This window comes from Minwuia sp., assembly GCF_048263705.1.
GTDB lineage: Bacteria > Pseudomonadota > Alphaproteobacteria > Minwuiales > Minwuiaceae > Minwuia.
Genome location: NZ_JBLXDV010000009.1, coordinates 171,887 through 193,510, shown reverse-complemented (window position 1 = coordinate 193,510; position 21,624 = coordinate 171,887). Strand labels below are relative to the sequence as shown.

The following is a 21,624-nucleotide window of genomic DNA, read 5'->3' as shown; positions in this document are numbered from 1 at the left end:
AATAACGCAACTCGCACAGGTAGTTGCCATTCTTGAAAACAGTCTGAATGGTTCCATTCAGACTGTTTTCGCCCTAGTGCCGAACGGCGAGGCCGCAGTCAGCCATTCTGGCGGCCCGACGACCCCTGACTGCCAGACAGCCCTCGGACCTGCGTCCGAGGGTTGTCTTTTTTGTCGGGGCAGCCCTGCAGAAAATGCAGGTTTGACTTCCCTTTCTTTTCAAACAGTCAAATAACGGCGGGTTTGTGCGGACGCGACTGAACTTCTTTTTTTGAATTTTTCCCGCAGTTTCCATCCCCCGATTTAGCGCTGGGTAGCCATTAACCTATGTGATGGTGTGAGCTCAGGCTTTAACGACAATAAACGCGATCAGGTCAGGAATATTGCTTGAGCGATATTTCAATGACCAGACAAGTGCGGGGAGTGGCAATGTCTTTTCTTTTTGGTGAAGGCTCACAGTCTCTGTCCGATTTCTGCGAGGGTGCAGCGGCGCAGCAAGCGTCCGGCGCGCTTCATACGGTCACGGACAATCGAGCCAAACGGCGCTCAGAGGGCATCGACGGTGACCTGTCGCAAGGAGCACAGGCCACCGGGAATTTGATCTCTGTGGAAGGTTCCGGAGAAGCACGCCACCCGTGCCCCGACAGGGCGTTCGTGGAGGGGCTTGAACGGGCGATGCCGAAATTGCGGCGTTTCGCGCGCAGTCTGACGCGGTCGTCGGCAACGGCGGACGATCTGGTGCAGGACACCATGGAAAAGGCGCTGCTGAAACATCATCAGTTTCAGGACGGCACCAACCAGGACGCCTGGCTGTTCACCATCCTGCAGAACCGGTTCCGCTCCGATCTCAGGCGGTCGTCCAGACGCGGCCCGCACAGCGATATCGCGGACCTCGAACACCTCGTGCCGACCAAGGGGGATCAGGCTGCACACTGCGAGATGCGGGATTTCGCCCGCGCTTTTGCCAGGCTGCCGGAACAGGAGCGGGTGACGCTCTATATGGTCGGCGTCGAGGGGCTGAGTTACGAGGAAGCCGCCGAGGCCCTGCAGGTCGAGGTCGGAACCATCAAGTCGCGCACCTCGCGTGCCCGGCACAAGATCACGGCGTGGCTGTCGACGGACTCCACCGCTTGAGAAAGCCGCCCTCGAAGACGATGACCGCCATGGCCCAGGATCCAGACTCCCGACCTAGGAGTGAGGAGCTCTTGCCGACCCTCGCGGGAAACCGGTTCTCACACACATCCGCACTTCGATCGGATGCTATCGTCAGGTATGGATAGGGCAACCGAAGACGAAGGGAGCGGCATGGCACAGCTTGAGGCATTTCTGAACCTGAACGTCGTGCCCTGGGAGGAAGCGATCCTGCGGCTGGTGCTGGCCATGCTTTTCGGGCTGATGCTCGGTCTCGACCGGGATACGAAGAACAAGCCCGTCGGCTTCCGCGCGTTCATGATCGTCTCCACCACGACGTGCCTGATGGCCATGGTCGGCGTGGAGCTTTCCGCGGCACAGGCGAGTGCGAGAGACGGGACGGGTCTGGACCTTGCGAAGATCATCTCGGGCGTCCTGACCGGCATTGGCTTCCTGGGGGCGGGCGCGATCCTGCACGGGAAGGGCAAGCAGGTCATCGGTGCCGCAACCGGGGCCAGCATCTGGGCCTGCGGCGGAATCGGCCTGGCGCTCGGGTTCGGCCTCTATCTCTTCGCCCTCTTCGGTTTCGTCGCGATCGGCATCATCCTTGTTGTCGGCGGCTGGCTGCAGGTGCCGATCAACGGCGAGACGGACGACGAGGAAAAATGACCCTGCCGGGCATGGAATTGTCCCTGTCCGCAAGTTTGATAACGACTCGCAATTGCACTTTCGAAAGCGCTCCCCATATGTCAATTATAGCAATTGACACTCATTCGCATTCTCATGAGAATGGGTTGTGGAGGAACGGGTCCATGTATGTATGCATCTGCAATGCGCTGTCGGATGATCAGGTCGCCGCATCGATCGATGGCGGGGTCAGGGACGCCAGCGAAGTGCACCCGCATCTGGGCTGCCAGGTCCGCTGCGGCCGCTGTATTCCCACCATCGTCGACATGATGGACGCGCGCGTGAACGGAGATCCCGGTGCCATGTCGGTGGCCGCGGAATAGGCGTGTTCGCCACGCTGCAACTGATGCGTTTTCTCGCAGCTCGACAGATTGTGCCTTCTGTCGCGGGCCCGAAATCGGCTAGAGGAGGTCCGGCCCGGCCTGGTCGACGTGGATCATGCCGGATGTCAGATAAAAGGGAGCGTGTGTCGCATGAAGGGCAATCCGGATATCATCGCGCATCTGAACAGGATCCTGTTCAATGAGCTGACCGCCATCAACCAGTACTTCCTGCACAGCCGGATGCTGAAGGACTGGGGGCTAAAGCGGCTGAGCGAGCACGAATATCACGAATCCATCGACGAGATGAAACATGCCGATCAGCTGATCGAGCGCATCCTGTTTCTGGAGGGGCTGCCGAACCTGCAGGACCTGGGCAAGCTGCGCATCGGCCAGGACACGAAGGAGATTCTGGAGTGCGATCTGGCGATGGAGATGCAGGCGCATCCCGATCTGAAGGAAGCGATCGCCGCCGCCGAAGCCGCCGGCGACTACGTCTCGCGCGAGCTGTTCGAGAGCATTCTGGAGTCCGAGGAAGAGCACATCGACTGGCTGGAAACCCAGCTCGGCCTGATCGAGAAGGTCGGCATCGCCAACTACCAGCAGTCCCAGACCGCAGAAGGTTCGGCCAGCTAGGCCGGGCCTCCATCACATGACACCGCCTCAGGGGAAGCCGTGATCGCATGACCGGGGATATTCTCGATATCGACCATGTCATGGTGCATGTGCATGATTCCGAAGCTGCGGGCCGGCGTTTCGAGGCGCTCGGATTTCACGTCACCCCGAAAAGCGACCTGACGGCGCTGGGCCTGTCGAACCGGTGCGTCCTGTTCCAGCCCGACAACGACCGCTGCGCGAACTTCATCGAACTGATGGCGATCGAGAAACCGGATACGGTCCCGCCCTTCATGAAGGCCATCCTGGGGGAACGGGAAGGTCCTGTGTCCCTGGTGCTGGCGACCGATGATGTCGATGCGGCAGCCGAGAACCTGCGCGGACGGGGCGTGACCTGCATCGATCCCTTTCAGGTGCGTCGCGAGTGGCGGCTGGCGGATGACGACATCGTGCATCCGGCCTTCGGTGTCTGCATCCCCGAGCCCGAACACCACGATCCCTACTGGAACCTCTGCCAGTATCACACGCGCGAGCTGTATGTCCGGCCCGATCTGACGACCCACGCCAACGGTGCGCGGCGGATCACCGGCATCCGCATGCGCCGGCCCGATGCCGCTGCGACAGCCGCAGCGATCGGCAAGGCCTGGAATACCGCGCTTGCCCGGGACGCGGCGGGCTTCGTGCTGCGTCCGGGGTCCGTGGCGCTCAGGCTTGAATCGTCGGAGCCCCACAATGAAGCTGCGCCGGTCATGAGGATCGAGATCGATTCCGCGGACGCTTTCGACGACGCAACCCTGTTCGGCCTGACGCTCACCCGAGGGTGAAGCGCCCAGTGGCCGCCCAGTGGCCGCCCGGTGGCTCAGTCCGCCGTCGCCGCTTTCGCATCAGCGATCACGCGCCAGATGGCTTCGGATGTTGCCGGCATCTCCAGATGATCGACGCCCAGCGGGGCCAGGGCATCCAGGATGGCATTGATCACGGTTGGCGGGGCCGAGATGCAGCCCGCCTGACCGCAGCCCTTCACGCCCAGCGGGTTTGCCGCGGTGGGCTGGCCGTCCAGCACGACCTCGAAGGCCGGCAGGTCCGAAGCCCGGGGCAGCCAGTAGTCCATCAGCGAGCCGGAAAGCAGCTGTCCGGAGTCCGGATCGTAGGCGATGTTCTCGCCCAGCGCCTGCCCCAGCCCCTGCGCCAGTCCGCCATGCACCTGACCTTCGGCCAGGACGGGATTCACCAGATGCCCGTAGTCATCGACAGCGACATAGCGGACGATTTCCAGCATCCCCGTATCGGGATCGATCTCGACCTCGGCCATGTGACAGCCGCCCGGGAATGTGAACGGCGCGTTCTCGCGGAAGACGGTCGTGTCCAGACCGTCGGTTGCGCCATCGCAGGCAAACTCGGGCTGCCGGGCCGCCTTCGCCACCTCTTCCAGGCTGACGGCGGCGTCCATGCCCGCCGTGAACCGGCCGGCGTCGTACGAAACATCGGCAGGTTCCGCCTGCAGCAGCCGCGCCGCCACGCCCCGCGCCGTGTCCAGCATCTCGTCGATCGCCAGCGCCAGCGTGCCCGCGCCCATATGCATCGAGCGGGCACCGCCGTGACCGAAGCCCGTCCGCGTGATGCGGGTATCCGCCTGGCGGTAGATGAAACGCTCGAAGGGCAATCCCAGCCGCTTCGCCGCCATCTGCGGAAAGGCGGTTTCGTGCCCCTGTCCGTTGGATTCCGTGCCGGTGATCAGTTCGATGCGGCCGTCCTCGGCGAACCGGATCTGCACCTCTTCCTGAGGCGCGCCCCGGGCGCTTTCCAGGAAGCATGAGACCCCCAGTCCGCGCAGCTTTCCCCTTGCCTTCGAGGCGGCGCGGCGGTCTTCCAGGCCGGGCCGGTCGGCCAGCTGCTCCGCCGTGTCGATGTTGGTGCGGTAGTTGCCGCTGTCGAGGACTGCGCCCAGCGCCTTGCGATGGGGAAAGCTGCTCACCGTATTGATGCGCCGCAGGTCCACGGGATCAAAGCCGCATCGACGTGCCGCCGCGTCGATCAGCCGTTCGACGATGTAGTTGGCTTCCGGTTTCCCGGCACCGCGATAGGCGTCCACCGGCACCTTGTTGGTGAAGGCACCCCGGCTTTCCATGAAGATCTGCGGAATGTCGTAGATGCCGCCCATGGCCGTCGAGGCGGCATTGGTCGACGCGTTCGGCCCGGCGGGCGAGGCATAGGCACCCAGATCGGCGACGATATCGACTTCCAGCGCCAGAAAACGCCCGTTCCGATCCAGTCCCAGGCGGCCCGAGCAATGCATGGCACGACCGTGAACCGTGCCCTGAAGGTCCTCGTTCGGGTTCGACACCCACTTGATGGAACGGCCGAGCTTTCGTGTCGCCCATACCATCAGGGCCCATTCCGGATAGGTGAAGTTCTTCAGGCCGAAGCCGCCGCCCACATCTTCGGCGAACACGTCCAGATCGGCCTCCGACAGGTTGAGCACCGAAGCCAGCGTCCTGCGGATGCCGTGCACGCCCTGGCCGGTCAGTTCCAGAAGCAGCCTGCCCGTCCCGGAATCCACACTGGCGATGGCCGCGCGGGGTTCCATCGGCATGGCGCTGATGCGGTTGTTCAGCATGGAAAGTTCCACCACATGCGCGGCGGCGTCGAGTGCGCCCGCCGTACCGTCTCGATCGCCCTTCCGGAAGGTGAAGGCGAGGTTGCCCGGGGCTTCTGCCCAGATTTCGCTGGCATCGGCTTCAAGCGCCGCCACCGCATCGACCGTGGCGGGCAGCATGCCGTAGTCGACCTCGACGCGTTCCGCAGCCTCGGCGGCGGCCGCCGCCGTTTCGGCGACCACGAACGCCACCGGCTCGCCCACATGCCGTACGCGGTGCTGCGCCAGGATGTGGCGCGGCGGCACGATCAGGGGCGTGACGGCCTCGAACTGCGACCCGCAGGGCAGCGTGCCAAGTCCTGCTTCGACCATATCCCGGCCTGTCCAGACGCCCCTTACGCCAGGCGCCGTTTCAGCGGCGGTCACGTCGATCCCCAGAATGTCCGCATGGGCATGCGGAGACCGCACGAAAGTGGCGTGCAACTGTCCCGCGTGATTGTGATCGGCGGTGTACTGGCCGCGCCCCGTCAGAAAGCGCGTGTCCTCGATACGGTGCGTGATGTCGTCCGGCATGGCGGTACCCGTTCTCCCCCTGCGCCCGCTTTGCGGGCTCGATATCCATCATAGTATGAACATGTCTGCCGTCGATGTATGGCAGATGCCCGATCCTGTACGCATGCGACGCGTCGGACCTTTCGTCGCGCGAAAGAACGGCGGTTTTTTCGGCGACATCGGCGGATATGAAGCCCGGGATCCAGGAGCGGTATGGAGCGGAATCAAGACCGGATTGTCGCTGGCAGGTGTCCTCTGCCTGTCTGCCCTGACTTCCGGCGGCGATTCAGAGAACCGGCCTCATCACCGGGTTCCGCGACGTCCGGCTTCGCGAATGGAGACCATCCGGTTGCGTTCCTCATCCCAGAGCATCAGGCGCACGGCGCGCAGCCCATCCAGAAAGGACAGGGTCGGTACCGCGCGGAGGGCCGGCAGCGCCTGATGGCATTCCTGAAGCCTGTAGTTCGGAATACGGGGATTCAGGTGATGCACATGATGGTAACCGATATTGCCGGTGAACCATTGCAGGACTCGGGGCAGGCGCAGGTAGGTCGAACTCCGCAGCGAGGCCGTCACGGCATCCCAGTCGTTCCGGCGCGCCCAGATGGTGGTCTCTCCACGATGCTGCACCGAGAACAGCCATGCCCCGATGATCGAAGCCGACACCGTGACCGGGAGCTGGACCGTTGCGACTTCGCCGAAACCGAGCAGCAGCCCCAGCCCGCCGAACATGGCGATCAGTGCGACATTGGTGATGTGAACAGCGCGCCGCTCCTGCCGCCAGGATGGCGGTGTGTCAAAGGGAACCCTGAACAGGCCCACAAAGACCAGCGGCGGCAGCAGGACGTTGAACACGACCGGGTGCCGGGTCGTGCGATACCAGCAGCGTCTCCATCGGCTCAATGCGCGATACTCGGCGACAGTCAGACAGGACGAGTAGATATCGGCACCGCTCTGACGGCGGTCGAGATCGTTCCAGATTCCATGGTGACCGGCGTGCTGGCGACGCCAGGAGGCATAGGGCGTCAGCGTCAGCAGGCTGCAGGCGAACCCGAGAATGGCATTCGCACGCCGCCCCTCAAAGAACGACGCATGGCCGCAGTCGTGCTGAATGATGAAGATTCGAACCAGAAAGCCAGCCGCCAGTGGCGCGAGCATCAGCACGAGCCAGTAGGACACTCCGCTGAGGACATACATGGCAGCACAGGTGGCGAAGAAGCCGCCGAACGAGGTGGCCATCTGCGCCAGACCCTTGCGCAATACGGGTGATTGAAAGGGTCTTGCGCTCTGTCGGAGATTCTCCTGTTCGCCCATCTTTTTCCTCTCGCTCAGGAATCTGGTCACCCCGGAGGTCAAACGCCTCCGGGGTCCCGGACGACGACGGGGAGCAGCACCTTGTTGTGGCAGTCCCGCCCGACGAACACTGTCCCGGTTTCTACGACTTGGGCTTGTCCTGTTTCGAATCGGATTTTGCAGTGGGTGCGTCGGCTGACGGGTTGGCCTTTTTCTTTTCTTCTTCCTTGTCTTGGCTCGCAGGACCGTGGGACGTTGAAAAACTCTTGAAAGACATGATGACCCTTTCGGGGTAAATCAGGCAGAAATATGCTGATAGATGTTACATAGTATCTGATATTTGACTTTACAATTATTCAATATGCTGAATAAGAAGCTTCACTATGAAATAAAGATAAAATAAATTCTTGTATTATAGAAGCTTAAGGCCGGTTTTCATCGGTGATGAAGGCCTGCCCTCAGGGCGCGTCCTCAAGGGCAGTTCCGCGAGATCGCCGGGATAGTCGGGTTCGCGCAGGCGCTGGCCGATCGAGTATGCGCATCACGACAACATCGCACGCAAGGCGGTACACATGTCCCGGCGGGAACTGTGTATGCCCTGGTCCAGGCCTTTGAGGAGGTTGGTGGGCGATACTGGATTCGAACCAGTGACCCCAGCGATGTGAACACTGTGCTCTACCAACTGAGCTAATCGCCCCACCTGTCGGATGGCGCGGGATATAGGTCCGCCCGGGTCGGAGTGTCAAGCGTTCCGCGAATAGAGGTTGCGTGATTCACGGTGGGCGTCTTATGTGACAGGCAGATGAAATCAGGCCCGGCGGCAAGATCGGGCGCGTGAGTGCAGCGACAACGGGGTGGAACATGGCGAGAGCCTTCGTATTTCCGGGGCAGGGTTCACAGGCGATCGGCATGGGGGGTGCCCTGGCCGAGGCGTTCGCGCCCGCGCGTGAGGTCTTCGAGGAAGTCGACGATGCGCTGGGTCAGAAGCTGTTTCATCTGATGCAGCAGGGACCCGAAGCCGATCTGGTCCTCACCGAGAATGCGCAGCCGGCCCTGATGGCGGTTTCCATGGCCATCATGCGGGTGCTGCAGACCGAAGGCGATCTCGACCTCGCCCGATCGGTCAGGTTTGTCGCCGGCCATTCGCTGGGCGAATATTCCGCGCTCGCCGCCGCCGGATCGATCGCGCTGGCCGATACGGCGAAGCTGCTGAAACTGCGCGGTCGGGCCATGCAGCGCGCGGTGCCGGTCGGCGAAGGTGCGATGGCTGCCCTGCTGGGGCTGAGTCTGGAAGATGCCGCCGCGGTCGCCGAGGAGGCTGCACAGGGGGATGTTTGCGCAGCGGCGAACGACAATGCGACCGGACAGGTGGTGATTTCCGGCGCATCGGCGGCCATCGACCGTGCGGTGGAGATCGCGAAGGAGCGGGGATCCAAGAAGGCGATGCGGCTGAATGTGTCGGCGCCCTTCCATTGCGCCATGATGCAGCCTGCCGCAGACGAGATGCGGGAGGCGCTGGCGAACGTGACGATCGTCCCGCCCGTCGTGCCGCTGGTTGCCAATGTGACCGCCGGTGCAGTGTCCGATCCCGACCGTATCCGGGAATTGCTGGTGATGCAGGTGACCGCGATGGTGCGCTGGCGTGAATCGGTACTCTTCATGAAGGAAAACGGTATCGACACGCTGAACGAGATCGGCGCGGGCAAGGTGCTGGCCACCATGACCCGCAGGATCGATCGCGATGTCCAGGCGACGGCGGTCAACACGCCTGAGGATATCGAAGCGCTGCTGGGCGCGCTCTAGGCCCATGACCCACACAGGAAGACGAGGTTCGCGATGTTCGATCTGACAGGCAAGACGGCGCTGGTGACGGGCGCTTCGGGTGGCATCGGCCGCGCCATTGCCGAGATGCTGCACGGGGCGGGCGCGACCGTCGGACTGCACGGTACGCGCGAGGCCGTGCTGCAGGAAGTTGCGGACGCGCTGGGCGAGCGCACGCATGTCCTGCCGGCCAACCTGGGTGAAGCAGGTGCGCCCGCGGAGCTTGCGAAAGCGGCCGAGGCGGCGATGGGGCAGGTCGATATCCTGGTCAACAATGCGGGCATCACGCGGGACAATCTGGCGATGCGCCTGAAGGAGGAGGACTGGGACGCCGTGATCTCGGTCAATCTCAACGCCGGGTTCCAGCTGGCCAAGGCCCTGCTGCGCGGCATGATGAAGCGCCGCCATGGCCGCATCATCTCCATCACGTCGATTGTCGGCACGACCGGCAATCCGGGACAGGCCAACTATGCCGCCGCCAAGGCGGGAACCGTCGGCTGGACGAAATCGCTGGCCAGCGAGGTGGCGAGCCGCGGCATCACTGTCAACTGCCTGGCTCCGGGGTTCATCGCCACCGCGATGACCGACGGACTGCCGGACGATCAGAAGGCGAAACTGAATGAATCCATCCCCGCGGGCCGGATGGGCGAAGGTACCGACATCGCCGCGGGCGTGCTGTATCTGGCATCGGACGAGGCCTCCTATGTGACCGGCCAGACGCTGCACATCAACGGTGGCATGGCGATGATATGATGCGGTCAGGCCCGGAAAAATCCGCGGTTCCCGCGTACTTTCCCTGTTCTGGAAAGTGTGTTAATCACCGCCGGATTTCGCGGTCGGGGACCGATTCCCGGGGCTCGGACGGACACAGATTTGCGGACATCGGCGTGCCGGTGTCCGAGTGCGCAGCAGGGTGAGACCTGTCGAATACCAACTTGAACCGAAGGGAACGGAACATGAGTGACACTGCAGATCGCGTGAAGAAGATTGTCGTCGAACATCTGGGCGTCGAGGAAGACAAGGTGAAGGAACAGGCCCATTTCATCGACGATCTGGGCGCTGACAGCCTGGACACGGTCGAACTGGTCATGGCGTTCGAGGAAGAATTCGGGATCGAAATCCCCGATGACGCCGCCGAGAAGATCCAGACCGTCAAGGATGCGATCGACTACATTTCGGCCAATTCCTGATTGACCGGAGCGGACTGAATTGGAAATGCGTCGCGTCGTAGTGACCGGGCTCGGGGCGGTTACGCCTCTGGCCTGTGGTGTGGATGAGACCTGGTCTCGCCTGCTGAAGGGCGAGTCCGGGGCCGCCACCATTGCCAAGTTCGAGACAGAGGATCTGGCGACGAACTATGGCTGCGAGGTCAAGCCCAAGTCCGATGACCGGCCTGACGGCTTCGACGCGGACGACTGGGTGGAACCCAAGGAACAGCGGCGCATCGACCAGTTCATCGTCTACGGGCTGGCGGCGGCCAAGCAGGCCCTCGCCGATTCCGGGTATGCGGCCGATACCGAAGAGAAGCAGTTCCGGACCGGCGTGCTGGTCGGGTCCGGTATCGGCGGGCTTTCCGGCATTGCCGAGGGCGCGCTGACGCTGGAAAGCCGGGGACCGCGCCGGCTGTCTCCGTTCTTCATTCCCGGACGGCTGATCAATCTGCTCTCGGGCCACATCTCGATCGAGAACGGCTTCAAGGGGCCGAACCATGCCGTCGTCACGGCCTGCTCGACCGGCGCGCACGCCATCGGCGACGCCGCCCGGATCATCGCGCTGGACGACGCCGACGTCATGGTGGCCGGGGGTGCCGAAGCCGCGATGGGCCGCCTCGGCTTTGCCGGGTTTGCCGCGGCCAAGGCGCTGTCGACCGGCTACAAGGACAATCCCGAGCAGGCGAGCCGCCCCTGGGACAAGGGCCGCGACGGCTTCGTCATGGGCGAGGGCGCGGGCATCGTCGTTCTGGAAGAATACGAACATGCGAAGGCGCGCGGCGCCCGCATCTACGGCGAAGTCGTGGGATACGGCATGTCCGGGGATGCCTATCACATCACCGCGCCGTCCGAGGACGGGTCCGGTGCGTTCCGGTGCATGCAGGCTGCGGTGAAGCGTGCCGGCATTGACGCCGGAGAGATCGACTACATCAACGCGCACGGCACGTCGACGCCGCGCGGCGATGAGATCGAACTGCGTGCCATCCGCCGCCTGATGGGGGATGGCGATATTGCGGCCACCATGTCATCGACCAAATCGTCGATCGGCCATCTTCTGGGCGCGGCGGGCAGTGTCGAAGCTATCTTCTGCCTGCTGGCGATGCGCGATCAGATCGTGCCGCCGACGCTCAATCTGGTGGAACCGGATGAAGGGGCCGCGGGACTGGATCTCGCGCCACTGGAGGCCAAGGAACGGAAGATCGATATCGCGCTTTCGAATTCCTTCGGCTTCGGCGGCACCAATGCCAGTCTGATCTTCCGCCGGGTTTCCTGAGGCAGGGCGGTGAAGGCGGTCTTTCGCCTTCTGCTGCTCGTCACGCTGGTGTTCGCCGGCGTGGCGGCCTACGCCGCCTATCGCGCGATCGACATCTATGAATCCGCCGGGCCGCTGCAGAGCCAGACGATCGTCACGATCGAACCCGGCGAAGGTCCCCGCTCCATTGCCAGCCGCCTGATCGCAGCGGATGTCATCGAGAACCGGATTGTGTTCCTGGGGGCGTTGAGGCTGACCGGCGACGGCGCAAGGCTGAAGGCGGGAGAGTTCAGGTTCGAACCCGGCATGTCCATGCAGCAGGCCATCGCGCACATCGTCTCCGGCAAGACCGTCGTCCGCAGGCTGACGATCCCCGAAGGCCGCACCACGCGGCAGATCCTGGATCTGATCACCGCGGCACCGGCGCTGGAGGGCGAGGTCCAGCAGGTCGGCGAAGGGGAACTGCTGCCCGAGACCTATCACTACAGCCAGGGCGACAAGCGCTGGGAACTGGTGCGGCGCATGCGGCAGGCCATGCGCGCCACCGTGAAGGAACTCTGGCCCGGGCGTGACCGTTCGATCCCGGTAAAGACGATGGAAGAGGCCATCATCCTGGCTTCGATTGTGGAAAAGGAGACCGGTGTGCCGTCAGAGCGTGCCCGTGTCGCAGGCGTGTTCGTGAACCGGCTGCGCAAGGGGATGCGCCTGCAGTCGGATCCCACGGTGATCTATGCCGTGACGGGCGGCCAGTCCGATCTGGGCCGGCCGATCAGCAAGGCGGATCTGGCCATCGACTCGCCGTTCAACACCTATCGTGTGACGGGGCTGCCGCCTCAACCGATCGCCAATCCGGGACGCGCGGCGATTGCCGCGGTTCTTAACCCCGCGAAAACCAATGATCTCTATTTTGTTGCCGACGGATCGGGAGGTCATGCGTTCGCCGAAACGCTGGCCGAGCACAACAGGAACGTGAGACGCTGGCGAAAGTTGCAGAAAGACGCGAAGTAGACAGGTGTGCAGCCGGAGGACGGTCTGCCCTCATGAGTGATGAGCCGGGACTAGTAGAGTCAGTTGATCAGTCGATGCTTGATGCGCTTGACGCACTGGGTCAGGGCGTTGCCGTTTTCGATCACAATGATCGTCTGACGGCCTTCAATCGCACATATCAGGCCATCTGGCCGGACGTCGGAGACCGGCTGCAGGTCGGCATGGATCGCTTCGATGTGGTGAAGCTGTTCTGGAGCCATGGCGTCGGCGGTGCCGCGCTGGAGACCCGGGAGCAGTGGAACGAGCGGCTGATGCGCGAGCACAAGCTGTTCGACGGATCCGTCGAGCGGCATCTTCCCGACGGGCGGTGGCTGAACCTTCTCCGGTTGCCTGTCGCCGGGAACGGCATCCTGGTGATCGTTCGCGATATCACCAGCGCCAAGGAGGCGGAGCTGCGAGAGGCCGCGCACGCGGTCGCCTTTCGCGATGTGGCGCTGGCGACCGCCGACTGGATCTGGGAAACCGATGCGGATCACCGGTTCGTCGGACCGCCGCAGGTGCACAGCCGGTTTACCGGCGAACTGTCATTCTTCGAAGGCAAGACCCGATGGGAAGCCATTGGCGCGGACCCGGACAAGGATCCGGTCTGGCGGGCCCACCGTGAGCATCTGAACAGTCATCGCCCGTTTCACGACTATCGCTATCAGCATGTCGGTCCCGACGGCAGGCTGCAGCAATCCCGGATCAGCGGTGTCCCGCAGTTCGACGATCAGGGGCGCTTTCTCGGCTATATGGGCACGGGGGTCGATGAGACCGCCACGGCGCTCGCCGACCGGCGTGCCATGCAGGCGGAAACAGATCTCAAGGATGCGGTCCAGGCCTTGAGCCAGGGAATCGTGATGTTCGATGCCGATGACCGGATGATGCTCTGGAACGATGCGTTCCGGGCCATTTTCAGGCATCCCGCCCTGAAGTTGCGTCAGGGGATGAGGTTCGAGGAACTCCTGCGGGCGGCGGCCGAATCCGGACTTGTCGACGAAGCGCGGGATGACCCGGACGGCTGGGTCCGTGCGCGTCTGGCCGTCAGCCGGCCGGCAACCGAGCGGGTGGAGCGGCGGGTCGGCGACCGCTGGTACCAGATTCGCGAGACCGCCACGGCCAATGGCGGCATCCTGTTCGCATTCACCGACATCACCGACCTGAAGGAACAGCAGACGGCACTGCTGGAAGCCCGGTCGGGACTGGAACTGCGGGTCGCCGAACGGACCGAATCGCTGGTCACGGCCATGGAGGAACTGCGCGCGGAAGCCCATCAGCGCGCGGAAACCGAAGCCCGCCTGCGCGACAGCGAATCCAAGTTCCGCAATATCGCCGAAGGATCCGTGCAGGGGTTCTATGTGCATGCCGATTTCGAACTGCTCTACGCCAACAATGCGCTGGCGCGGTTGCTCGGGTACGGCGACCGCGACGAACTGATCAGCAGCGGCAACGTTCTCAATTTCATCCCGGAAAGAGAGCGCTGGAAGTCTGTGGACAGGAAGGCGCGACGGCTCGCCGGCGAGGACGAGCCGAACCATTATGAAATCCTCTTCCTGCGCAAGGATGGCGTTGAAATCTGGGTTGAGATTTTCGTTTCGCAGATCGAATGGGAAGGCCGCCCGGCCATCCTGGCCACGGTCGCCGATATTGACGAGCGCAAGCGCGCGACCGAAGCCCTCAACCTTGCCGAAAGCGACTATCGCGCGATCTTCGAGCACGCCACCGAGGGGATCTATCGGTCCTCCATGGACGGGCGGCAGTTGCGCGCCAATCCCGCCCTGGTGCGGCTGAACGGCTATGAGACCGAGGAGGAACTGCTGACGGCGGTCCATGACATCGCGACGACATGGTACGTCGATCAAGGGCGGCGCGACGAGTTCGTCCGGCTGATGATGAAGGACGGTCAGGTCACGGACTTCGTGTCGGAGGTTTACCGCTACAAGACGCGCGAGCGCATCTGGATTTCCGAGAACGCCCATCTGGTGCGCGATGCGGATGGCGAACCCCTGTATTTCGAGGGCACGGTGCGGGATATCACCGAGCAGCGCCGTTCGGAACAGGAACTGCTGCGCGCCATGGATGAGGCGGAACGCGCCAATCAGGCCAAGTCACAGTTCCTGGCGAAGATGAGTCACGAACTGCGCACGCCGCTGAACGCCATCATCGGGTTTTCCGAACTGATCCATCGTGAACTGTTCGGCCCGGTCGGCGATCACCGGTATGCATCCTATGCGCAGGACATCGGACAGAGCGGTCATCATTTGCTGGAACTGATCAATGACCTGCTGGATCTGTCGAAGATCGAGGCAGGTGCGGCGGAACTGGATATCCGGGACTGCGATCTTTCCGGGATCGCCGGGGAATGCGTGGATATCGTGCGGCCGATGGCCGAACGGAAGGATCTCCGCATCGACGTCTCGATCGACGACGACTGCAGCACCGTTCGCGCCGACCGTCGCAGTCTGAAGCAGATGCTGCTGAACCTGATGTCGAACGCGACGAAGTTCAATCACCAGGGCGGCTGGATTGCCGTCAGCGGAAAAGCGGAGCGTGACTGGATCGTGATCAGCGTCGCCGATGGCGGCGTCGGGATCGATGAAGAGGATCTGGGCAAGCTTTTCGAACCGTTCGGCCAGGTGCAGAACGAGTTCGTCGCCGATCAGACGGGCACGGGTCTCGGCCTGTCGATCGTCCGGGCGCTGATCGAACTGCATGGTGGGGCGGTCTCGGTGAAGAGTGAGTTGGGCAAAGGCACCACGGTGACCTTGCGTCTGCCGGTCGCCGCTTGATCGGTCGGGCAGCCGCGATAGGCTGCTTCGACGATCAGACTGATTCTCTTGGGTGGGCCTATGACAATCGCGAGCATGACGGGATTTGCCCGCACCGAGGGCGTGTCGGAAAACTGGCGGTGGGTCTGGGAGTTGCGCTCTGTCAACGGCAAGGGGCTGGATGTCCGCCTGCGGCTGCCCTCGGGGTTCGATGGCTTCGAGCAGACGATCCGCAAGACAGTGCAGGCGCAGTTCGCACGGGGAAATATCTCTGTGAGCCTGCAACTGGATCACGATGCGGATAACGACGGGTTCCGGGTCAACCGGGAATGGCTGGATGAACTGGTCCGCATCGCGCGGGAAGCCGATCCGGCCGGAGAGGTCAGGGTGGACCGGCTGATGCAGGTTCGCGGTGTTGTCGAACCGGCTTCACTGGCAGAAGATGACGCCGTCATTGCGACCCGCAATCATGCCGTGGTTGCCGCGCTCGGACAGGCCGTGGAGGCGCTGAAGACCGCCCGACGCGACGAAGGCGGCCGGTTGGGCGAGGTGCTGACGGGCATTGTCGACACCATCGAGACACTGGTGCTGGCTGCCAGGAAGAACGACAGTCTGCGCCCGGAAGCCCGGCGCGAGAGGCTGGTCCGGATGCTGTCCGAACTGACCGCTGCCGATCCGCCGGTCAGCGAGGACCGCCTGGCTTCGGAGCTGGCACTGCAGATGACCAAGAGCGACATCACCGAGGAACTGGATCGGCTGGTGGCCCATGTGGCGCAGGCCCGCGCGTTGCTGTCATCGGACGAGCCGGTCGGTCGGCGGCTGGATTTCCTGTCCCAGGAGTTCAATCGCGAGGCCAACACGCTGTGCTCGAAATCCGGCGATGTCGAGCTGACCCGCGTCGGGATGGACATGAAGATCGCCATCGATCGCATGCGAGAGCAGGTGCAGAACATTGAGTAGGAAACGCGGTCCCGCCCGCCGTCGCGGCCTGATGCTGGTGCTTTCCTCGCCCTCCGGGGCAGGCAAGACGACGATTTCCCGCAAACTGCTGGAGCAGGAAGCCGATCTGCACATGTCGGTGTCGGTCACCACGCGGCCGATGCGGAAGGGCGAGGTCGAAGGGCGCGACTATTACTTCGTGTCCCGGGCGCAGTTCGACGCCATGGTCGATGCCGATGAACTGCTGGAACATGCGACCGTGTTCGAGAACAGCTACGGCACGCCCGCCGCGCCGGTTGAGGCGACCCTGAATGCCGGCGAGGATGTGCTTTTCGATGTCGACTGGCAGGGCGCCCAGCAGATGCGGACCCGCCGCAGAAGCGACATCGCGAGCGTCTTCATCCTGCCGCCGAGCACGGAGGAACTCGCGCGCCGCCTGACCACCCGCGGGACGGACACCCCGGAAGTGGTGGCCAAACGCATGGCCAAGGCGGCCGACGAGATCAGCCACTATGGCGAATATGACTATGTGGTCGTCAATGACGATGTCGACCGCTGCCTCGCCGAAGTGCGCGCCATCCTTCATGCCGAGCGTGTCAGGGCGGATCGCCTGCCGGGACTGGCCGACTTCGTCGGCGGGCTGACCGAGGTCTATCGCGCGCCCTGAAAGCCACGCGCAAGGGCGCAGAACTCCTCGACCGACAGTGTCTCGGCGCGCCGGGTGGGATCGATGCCGGCATCGGCCAGAAGCGCCTGGGTATCGACGCCCAGGGATTTCAGGCTTTGCCGCAGCATCTTCCTGCGCTGATTGAAGGCAGCGGCCACGACGGTCGACAGCGCCTCGCCATCAGCGGGAGCCAGCGGTCTGGCACGCGGCAGCAACTGCACGACGGCCGAGGTCACCTTCGGCGGCGGGCTGAAGGCGCGCGCGGGCAGGTCGAACAGCTTGTGCGTCTCCCACTGCCAGTTGGCCATGACGGCCAGGCGGCCATAGTGTCGGTCGCCGGCGCGTGCGCAGATCCGCTCCGCCACCTCCAGTTGGAACATCAGGGTCATGGATCCGAAATGGGCGGGATGATCCAGCCAGCGGAACAGCAGCGGCGTGCCGACATTGTAGGGCAGGTTGGCGACGATCGCCGCCCCGGGCCGCACCAGCGCCGTGGCATCGACCTTCATCGCATCGTCCACGATCAGTTCGAAGCGGTCGGGGTAGGTCTTCCCGAGGTCCGCCAGAACCTCGATGCAGCGGGCATCCCGTTCGATGGCCACGATCCGCTCAGCCGGTGTCTGCAACAGCGCCCGGGTCAGGCCTCCGGGGCCCGGGCCGATCTCCAGCACATCCCGTCCGCTCAGATCGCCGGCCGCGCGCGCGATCTTTTCAGTGATGTTCATGTCGAGGAGAAAATGCTGCCCCAGGCCCTTGCGGGCGTCGAGACCATGGGTCCGGATCACATCGCGCAGAGGGGGCAGATCATCTGCGCCAGCCGTCATCGGGTGCGGTTCTTTGCGATGATCCCTGCCAGGCGAATGGCTTCGATCAGACTGTCCGGCCGGGCGATCCCGCGGCCCGCGATGTCGTAGGCCGTGCCGTGATCCGGCGATGTCCGGACGATGGGCAGGCCCAGCGTCACATTCACCGTCCGGTCGAAGTCGAGTGCCTTCACGGGTATCAGGGCCTGATCGTGATACATGCAGATCGCGGCGTCATAGGTCGCGCGTGCGGCATCGTGGAACATGCTGTCTGCCGGTGCGGGACCGGAGACATCCAGGCCCTCGGCACGCAGCCGTGCGACGGCCGGTCGGATGATCTCGACTTCCTCCCTGCCGATCGTGCCATTCTCGCCGGCGTGCGGGTTCAGGCCGCTGAAGGCGATGCGCGGGGCATCGATACCGAAGTCGGTGCGCAACGCCTGCCATACGGTCCGGCCCGTGGCGCACAGATCATCCGTGTCGAGCAGATCGGGCACATCCTTCAGCGCGCGATGCACGGTGGCGGGGACGACGCGCAACCGGGGTCCGGCCAGCATCATCACCTGACGGTCGGTGCCGCACAGCGCGCCGAGAAATTCCGTGTGACCCGGATGCTGGAAACCCGCCTTGTACAGGTCGGCCTTGGAGATCGGGTTCGTCACCAGACCGGCCCCGTGCCCTGACTGGCAGAAATGCACCGCCCGCTCGATCGCCTCGATGACCAGCGGTGCGTCGGTCGGGTCCGGTGCCCCCGGCGCGGTCCTCACCCGTCCGCCCAGCGGAATGACCGGCAATGCCGTGTCGAAAATATCCATCGCCTCCGCGGGATCGCCGATGTCGGCGATCGGCACGTCAAGCCCGAGGCTGCCGGCGAGCCTGCCGAGGCGCGCCGGATCATCCAGCACCGCGAACGCGGGCAGCGCTCCTCTGCGCCGGTCCAGCCAGGCCGCCAGCGTGATCTCGCCGCCGATCCCCGCGGGCTCCCCCATGGTGACGATGAGAGGTCTCATGAGTGCGAACCCGGAGCGTCTCTCGTTCTGGCGGGTTCCATGCAGAACGGTTCCGTTCTAGCGGTAATCGACGATGGCGTCGCGGCGGAGATCGCGCAGGTAGGATTGCGCGCGCTGGTTCAGCTTGCGGCCGATGATCTCGTTCTCGATCACGTCGCGGTCGAGGGTCGTGTCGATCGGTACCTCGCGCTTGCAGACGATCAGCAGGTGAATGCCCGCGGCGGTGCGGATCGGACGGCTGACCTCGCCTTCCTGCAGACGCGCGATGGCGGCGCGGAAGTCCTGCGGCAGATCGCCGATCCTGAGCGAGCCGAGCTCGGCGGCGGTCACCGCCGGAAGGCGGTCGGCCAGCGCCTGCACGTCCTGACATCCGGACACCAGATTGCGCATGGACGCTGCCGCAGCGCCCGCTTTCTCGACATCTTCGTCGGCCGCCTCGCGCCCCAGCGGAATCAGCAGCTGACTGAGTTCCACTTCGACCTGGGACGCATCGCCCTCGCCCTCGACGCGCGTGTCGCGGACACCGATGATCGCATAGCCGGTCGCCGTCCGGATCGGATCGGAGATCTGACCCACCTGCAGTCCGGGCAGCACCGCCTCGATCTCGGGGCCCATCTGGCTGTCGCTGACCCAGCCAACGTCGCCGCCCTGCTGGGCCGTTGCGCCGGACGAGAACTGACGGGCCAGGGCGCTGAAGTCCGCCCCGTTCCTGATCTGCCGGATCAGACGCTCCGCGCCCTCGCGGACGGCATCCTCGTCTGAGGGATTGTCGACGGTCAGCAAGATCTCGCTCACGAGATAAAGCGTCTCGCCCTTGGCTTCCTGGCGTTCGCGGATGACCTCGTCGATCTCCTCGTCCGATACATCGACCGTCCGGAGCAGCCGCGCGGCCATGAACCGCTGCCATGCCAGCGCGGCCAGAACCTGCTGGCGCAGGGCATGGGCGTCCACGCCCGCGCGGTTCAACTGATCCAGAAGGCGGGCACCGGACATGCCGTTGCGTTCGGCGATGGCGTTGATTTCCTCGTCGATCTCGCCGTTCAGAACCTGCACGCCGGCGTCGCGCGCGGCGTGTTTCTGAAGCTCTTCGTCGACCAGCGTGCGCAGGACCTGCGGCCGCAGACGGCGGCGCGTCTCTTCGGTGGCAGGCAGGTTGGCCGAGGCGATCACCAGATCGAGCCGCTCCTCCAGATCATAGGCCGAAATGACCTCATCATCGACAACGGCTGCGATCCCCAGAATCTGCTGCCCCTGCGCCACGAACGGCAGATGCAGCAGCACGCCCAGTGACAAGGCTAGTACGGCGAGGTTCCGTTTCATGGACTTCATCGAACGGTACAAGGCTCCTTCTTCGCAATCCAAGTGCTGTAGCCTATCGCAGGCCCGGTTCCAACCACCCAGATGGGCGCAGAAACCGGCAGAATAAAGGCAGCTTCAGTCAGATGCGTCCCGCAGCAGCCGAATCCCGTCCGTCAGGCCGCTCTGCAGGATCATGGAATCAAAGGACCATCCGATCATGCGGTAACCGCGTGCCTTCAGATCCGCACCCCAGGCGGCGCTGCCCGCCAGGGTGGCTGCGGTCTTGCCGTGCTTCGCGCATGCTTCGGCAATCCGGTCGATGCCGGCTTGCAGCGCCGGGTGCTGCATGTCGCCCGGACAGCCCAGCGAGATGGAAAGGTCCAGATGACCGATGTGCAGGATGTCCACGCCTTCCACCGCAGCGATGGCATCGACGTTCTGCAGTCCCTCCGCCGTCTCGATCAGCATGATGTTGAGCGTGCGCGCCTCGGCTTCGGGAATGGCTGCCGCGACATCCGTCGTGAGATATCCGTCATGCGCGCCGCCGAACAGCGCACCCCGCTCGCCGCGCGGGGGATAGCGGCTCCAGCTCACCAGTTCGCGCGCCTCGTCGGCGCTGCCGACCATCTGATACATCAGTCCCATCGCACCGCAGTCCAGCAGCCGGGCCGCGAACTGGTACTGCTTGGCGGGCGGGCGCACCAGCGGCACGACACCCGCACCGTGGCACAGGGCGATCTGTGCCTTGATCTGGGTGAAGTCGAATCCGGAATGCTCCATGTCATAGAACAGGTAGTCGGCACCGGCGTTGGCCGCGATCTGCGGCAGGCCGGGCGACAGGAATTCGAACAGCATGGTGCCGTAGGCCGTCCCGCCCTCGGCCAGCCGCGCCTTGACCGGGTTTTTCCTGATCGGCATCGCATCCTCCCTCACGTGGCGTCAATGATGGCGGACGTCCGGGATGATTGCAAAGGCGACGAAGCCTGTGGCTTACTGGCTGAACAGGAGAACCGTGCTTTGAAATGACGCGAACAGGGATACGGGAGACAGAAGCATGCGGAACCATGGCGACCGATCGGCTGTCCGTTGAGCGCCCGCGTGTCGCGTTCGATATGAGCGGCGGCGCGGTGCCGCATCTGAGAGGCTGACCGGTTTGCGTGTCGGGGTGCTGGCCATACTGCTCGTTCTTTCCGCACCGGTCGAGGCCGGGTGGCGCTTCGCTGAATGGGGCATGTCGAGGGAGGAACTGATCGCGGCGTCGGACGGTGAAGTCGAGCCGCACTTTCCGCAGAACCGCGAGAGCTGGGGCGAATATCCCGCTGCCAAGGGCGAGGTCAACGAGATGCGGCATCGCTTCGAGGTCTGGTACTTCATTGACCCCTATGACGGGCTTTATGCCATCCGGCTGGTGCCGCAGGACTTCTACTGGTGCATCGATGTGCGCGAGCAGTCCATGCAGCGCTGGGGATACAGCGACCTGATCTACGAAGACCAGAACCCGACCTGGCGCAAACCCGCCACGAACAACCGCATCTCCATCATTGGCTTCAAGGGCTGTTCGGTGAAACTGGAGCCACTGGATCCGCAGGCGGTGAAAAGGCAGTGAGCCGATCGTCATCGCAAGTGTCGCGAGA

General features: G+C 63.9%; 21 protein-coding genes and 1 tRNA gene. 15 read left to right on the top strand and 7 right to left on the bottom strand.

From position 1 onward, the window contains the following. The 6 genes from ACN0X7_RS14330 to ACN0X7_RS14305 all read left to right on the top strand — a co-directional run. Window positions 1-235, top strand: a 235-nt coding sequence (locus tag ACN0X7_RS14330) for a hypothetical protein (protein ID WP_417518413.1), incomplete at its 5' end; no start/stop codon positions are given. A gap of 167 nt (window positions 236-402) precedes the next feature. After that, window positions 403-1,134 (top strand): sigma-70 family RNA polymerase sigma factor, encoded by a 732-nt coding sequence (locus ACN0X7_RS14325; protein ID WP_417518411.1) that lies wholly within the window; start codon window positions 403-405, stop codon window positions 1,132-1,134. 171 nt (window positions 1,135-1,305) lie between these two features. Beyond that, window positions 1,306-1,800: an MgtC/SapB family protein gene (locus tag ACN0X7_RS14320; protein ID WP_417518409.1), complete on the top strand. Its 495-nt coding sequence runs from the start codon at window positions 1,306-1,308 to the stop codon at window positions 1,798-1,800. A 143-nt stretch (window positions 1,801-1,943) separates the two neighbouring features. Further along, window positions 1,944-2,141 carry a (2Fe-2S)-binding protein gene (locus tag ACN0X7_RS14315; protein ID WP_417518407.1) on the top strand — a complete coding sequence of 66 codons (198 nt, stop codon included), beginning with the start codon at window positions 1,944-1,946 and terminating at the stop codon, window positions 2,139-2,141. A 150-nt stretch (window positions 2,142-2,291) separates the two neighbouring features. Further along, on the top strand, window positions 2,292-2,774 hold the full coding sequence (bfr, locus tag ACN0X7_RS14310; RefSeq protein ID WP_417518405.1) for a bacterioferritin: 483 nt from the start codon (window positions 2,292-2,294) through the stop codon (window positions 2,772-2,774). A gap of 47 nt (window positions 2,775-2,821) precedes the next feature. Continuing rightward, window positions 2,822-3,577 carry a VOC family protein gene (locus ACN0X7_RS14305; protein WP_417518403.1) on the top strand — a complete coding sequence of 252 codons (756 nt, stop codon included), beginning with the start codon at window positions 2,822-2,824 and terminating at the stop codon, window positions 3,575-3,577. Between the two features lie 35 nt (window positions 3,578-3,612). On the opposite strand, the gene ACN0X7_RS14300 is transcribed toward ACN0X7_RS14305, so the two are convergent. The 3 genes from ACN0X7_RS14300 to ACN0X7_RS14290 form a co-directional block, all read right to left on the bottom strand. Then, complete coding sequence (locus tag ACN0X7_RS14300; protein WP_417518401.1) at window positions 3,613-5,922, bottom strand: xanthine dehydrogenase family protein molybdopterin-binding subunit; 2,310 nt, start codon at window positions 5,920-5,922, stop codon at window positions 3,613-3,615. A gap of 282 nt (window positions 5,923-6,204) precedes the next feature. After that, window positions 6,205-7,215: a fatty acid desaturase gene (locus ACN0X7_RS14295; protein WP_417518399.1), complete on the bottom strand. Its 1,011-nt coding sequence runs from the start codon at window positions 7,213-7,215 to the stop codon at window positions 6,205-6,207. Window positions 7,216-7,815: 600 nt separating this feature from the next. After that, window positions 7,816-7,891, bottom strand: a tRNA-Val gene (locus ACN0X7_RS14290). A gap of 164 nt (window positions 7,892-8,055) precedes the next feature. On the opposite strand from ACN0X7_RS14290, the gene fabD reads away from it, so the two are divergent. From fabD to gmk, 8 genes are all read left to right on the top strand, one after another. Then, window positions 8,056-8,997: an ACP S-malonyltransferase gene (gene fabD / locus ACN0X7_RS14285; protein ID WP_417518397.1), complete on the top strand. Its 942-nt coding sequence runs from the start codon at window positions 8,056-8,058 to the stop codon at window positions 8,995-8,997. A gap of 33 nt (window positions 8,998-9,030) precedes the next feature. Continuing rightward, on the top strand, window positions 9,031-9,768 hold the full coding sequence (fabG, locus tag ACN0X7_RS14280) for a 3-oxoacyl-[acyl-carrier-protein] reductase (RefSeq protein ID WP_417518395.1): 738 nt from the start codon (window positions 9,031-9,033) through the stop codon (window positions 9,766-9,768). Between the two features lie 203 nt (window positions 9,769-9,971). Next, entirely contained in the window at window positions 9,972-10,205 is a 234-nt protein-coding gene (locus tag ACN0X7_RS14275; protein ID WP_417518393.1) for an acyl carrier protein, read from the top strand. 25 nt (window positions 10,206-10,230) lie between these two features. Beyond that, window positions 10,231-11,499, top strand: coding sequence for a beta-ketoacyl-ACP synthase II (gene fabF, locus ACN0X7_RS14270; RefSeq protein ID WP_417518391.1), 1,269 nt, complete (start codon window positions 10,231-10,233; stop codon window positions 11,497-11,499). A 9-nt stretch (window positions 11,500-11,508) separates the two neighbouring features. Continuing rightward, the gene (gene mltG / locus ACN0X7_RS14265; RefSeq protein ID WP_417518389.1) at window positions 11,509-12,486 is read left to right on the top strand and encodes an endolytic transglycosylase MltG; all 978 of its coding nucleotides are present in this window, start codon (window positions 11,509-11,511) and stop codon (window positions 12,484-12,486) included. A gap of 74 nt (window positions 12,487-12,560) precedes the next feature. Continuing rightward, window positions 12,561-15,293, top strand: a complete 2,733-nt coding sequence (locus ACN0X7_RS14260) for a PAS domain S-box protein (RefSeq protein WP_417518387.1) — start codon at window positions 12,561-12,563, stop codon at window positions 15,291-15,293. Between the two features lie 75 nt (window positions 15,294-15,368). Further along, window positions 15,369-16,232, top strand: a complete 864-nt coding sequence (locus ACN0X7_RS14255) for a YicC/YloC family endoribonuclease (RefSeq protein ID WP_417518385.1) — start codon at window positions 15,369-15,371, stop codon at window positions 16,230-16,232. 31 nt (window positions 16,233-16,263) lie between these two features. Then, entirely contained in the window at window positions 16,264-16,878 is a 615-nt protein-coding gene (gene gmk, locus ACN0X7_RS14250) for a guanylate kinase (RefSeq protein ID WP_417518419.1), read from the top strand. Here gmk and rsmA read toward each other — a convergent pair. The 4 genes from rsmA to ACN0X7_RS14230 form a co-directional block, all read right to left on the bottom strand. Next, complete coding sequence (rsmA, locus tag ACN0X7_RS14245; RefSeq protein ID WP_417518383.1) at window positions 16,863-17,702, bottom strand: 16S rRNA (adenine(1518)-N(6)/adenine(1519)-N(6))-dimethyltransferase RsmA; 840 nt, start codon at window positions 17,700-17,702, stop codon at window positions 16,863-16,865. The genes gmk and rsmA overlap by 16 nt on opposite strands. Next, entirely contained in the window at window positions 17,699-18,691 is a 993-nt protein-coding gene (gene pdxA / locus ACN0X7_RS14240) for a 4-hydroxythreonine-4-phosphate dehydrogenase PdxA (protein ID WP_417518381.1), read from the bottom strand. The genes rsmA and pdxA overlap by 4 nt, the downstream gene beginning before the upstream one ends. Before the next feature lie 57 nt (window positions 18,692-18,748). Beyond that, window positions 18,749-20,011: a peptidylprolyl isomerase gene (locus tag ACN0X7_RS14235; protein WP_417518379.1), complete on the bottom strand. Its 1,263-nt coding sequence runs from the start codon at window positions 20,009-20,011 to the stop codon at window positions 18,749-18,751. 114 nt (window positions 20,012-20,125) lie between these two features. Next, window positions 20,126-20,908 (bottom strand): HpcH/HpaI aldolase family protein, encoded by a 783-nt coding sequence (locus tag ACN0X7_RS14230; RefSeq protein ID WP_417518377.1) that lies wholly within the window; start codon window positions 20,906-20,908, stop codon window positions 20,126-20,128. A 235-nt stretch (window positions 20,909-21,143) separates the two neighbouring features. Between ACN0X7_RS14230 and ACN0X7_RS14225 the strand changes: the two genes are divergently transcribed. Beyond that, window positions 21,144-21,596: a hypothetical protein gene (locus ACN0X7_RS14225; RefSeq protein WP_417518375.1), complete on the top strand. Its 453-nt coding sequence runs from the start codon at window positions 21,144-21,146 to the stop codon at window positions 21,594-21,596. Window positions 21,597-21,624 lie beyond the last annotated feature (28 nt).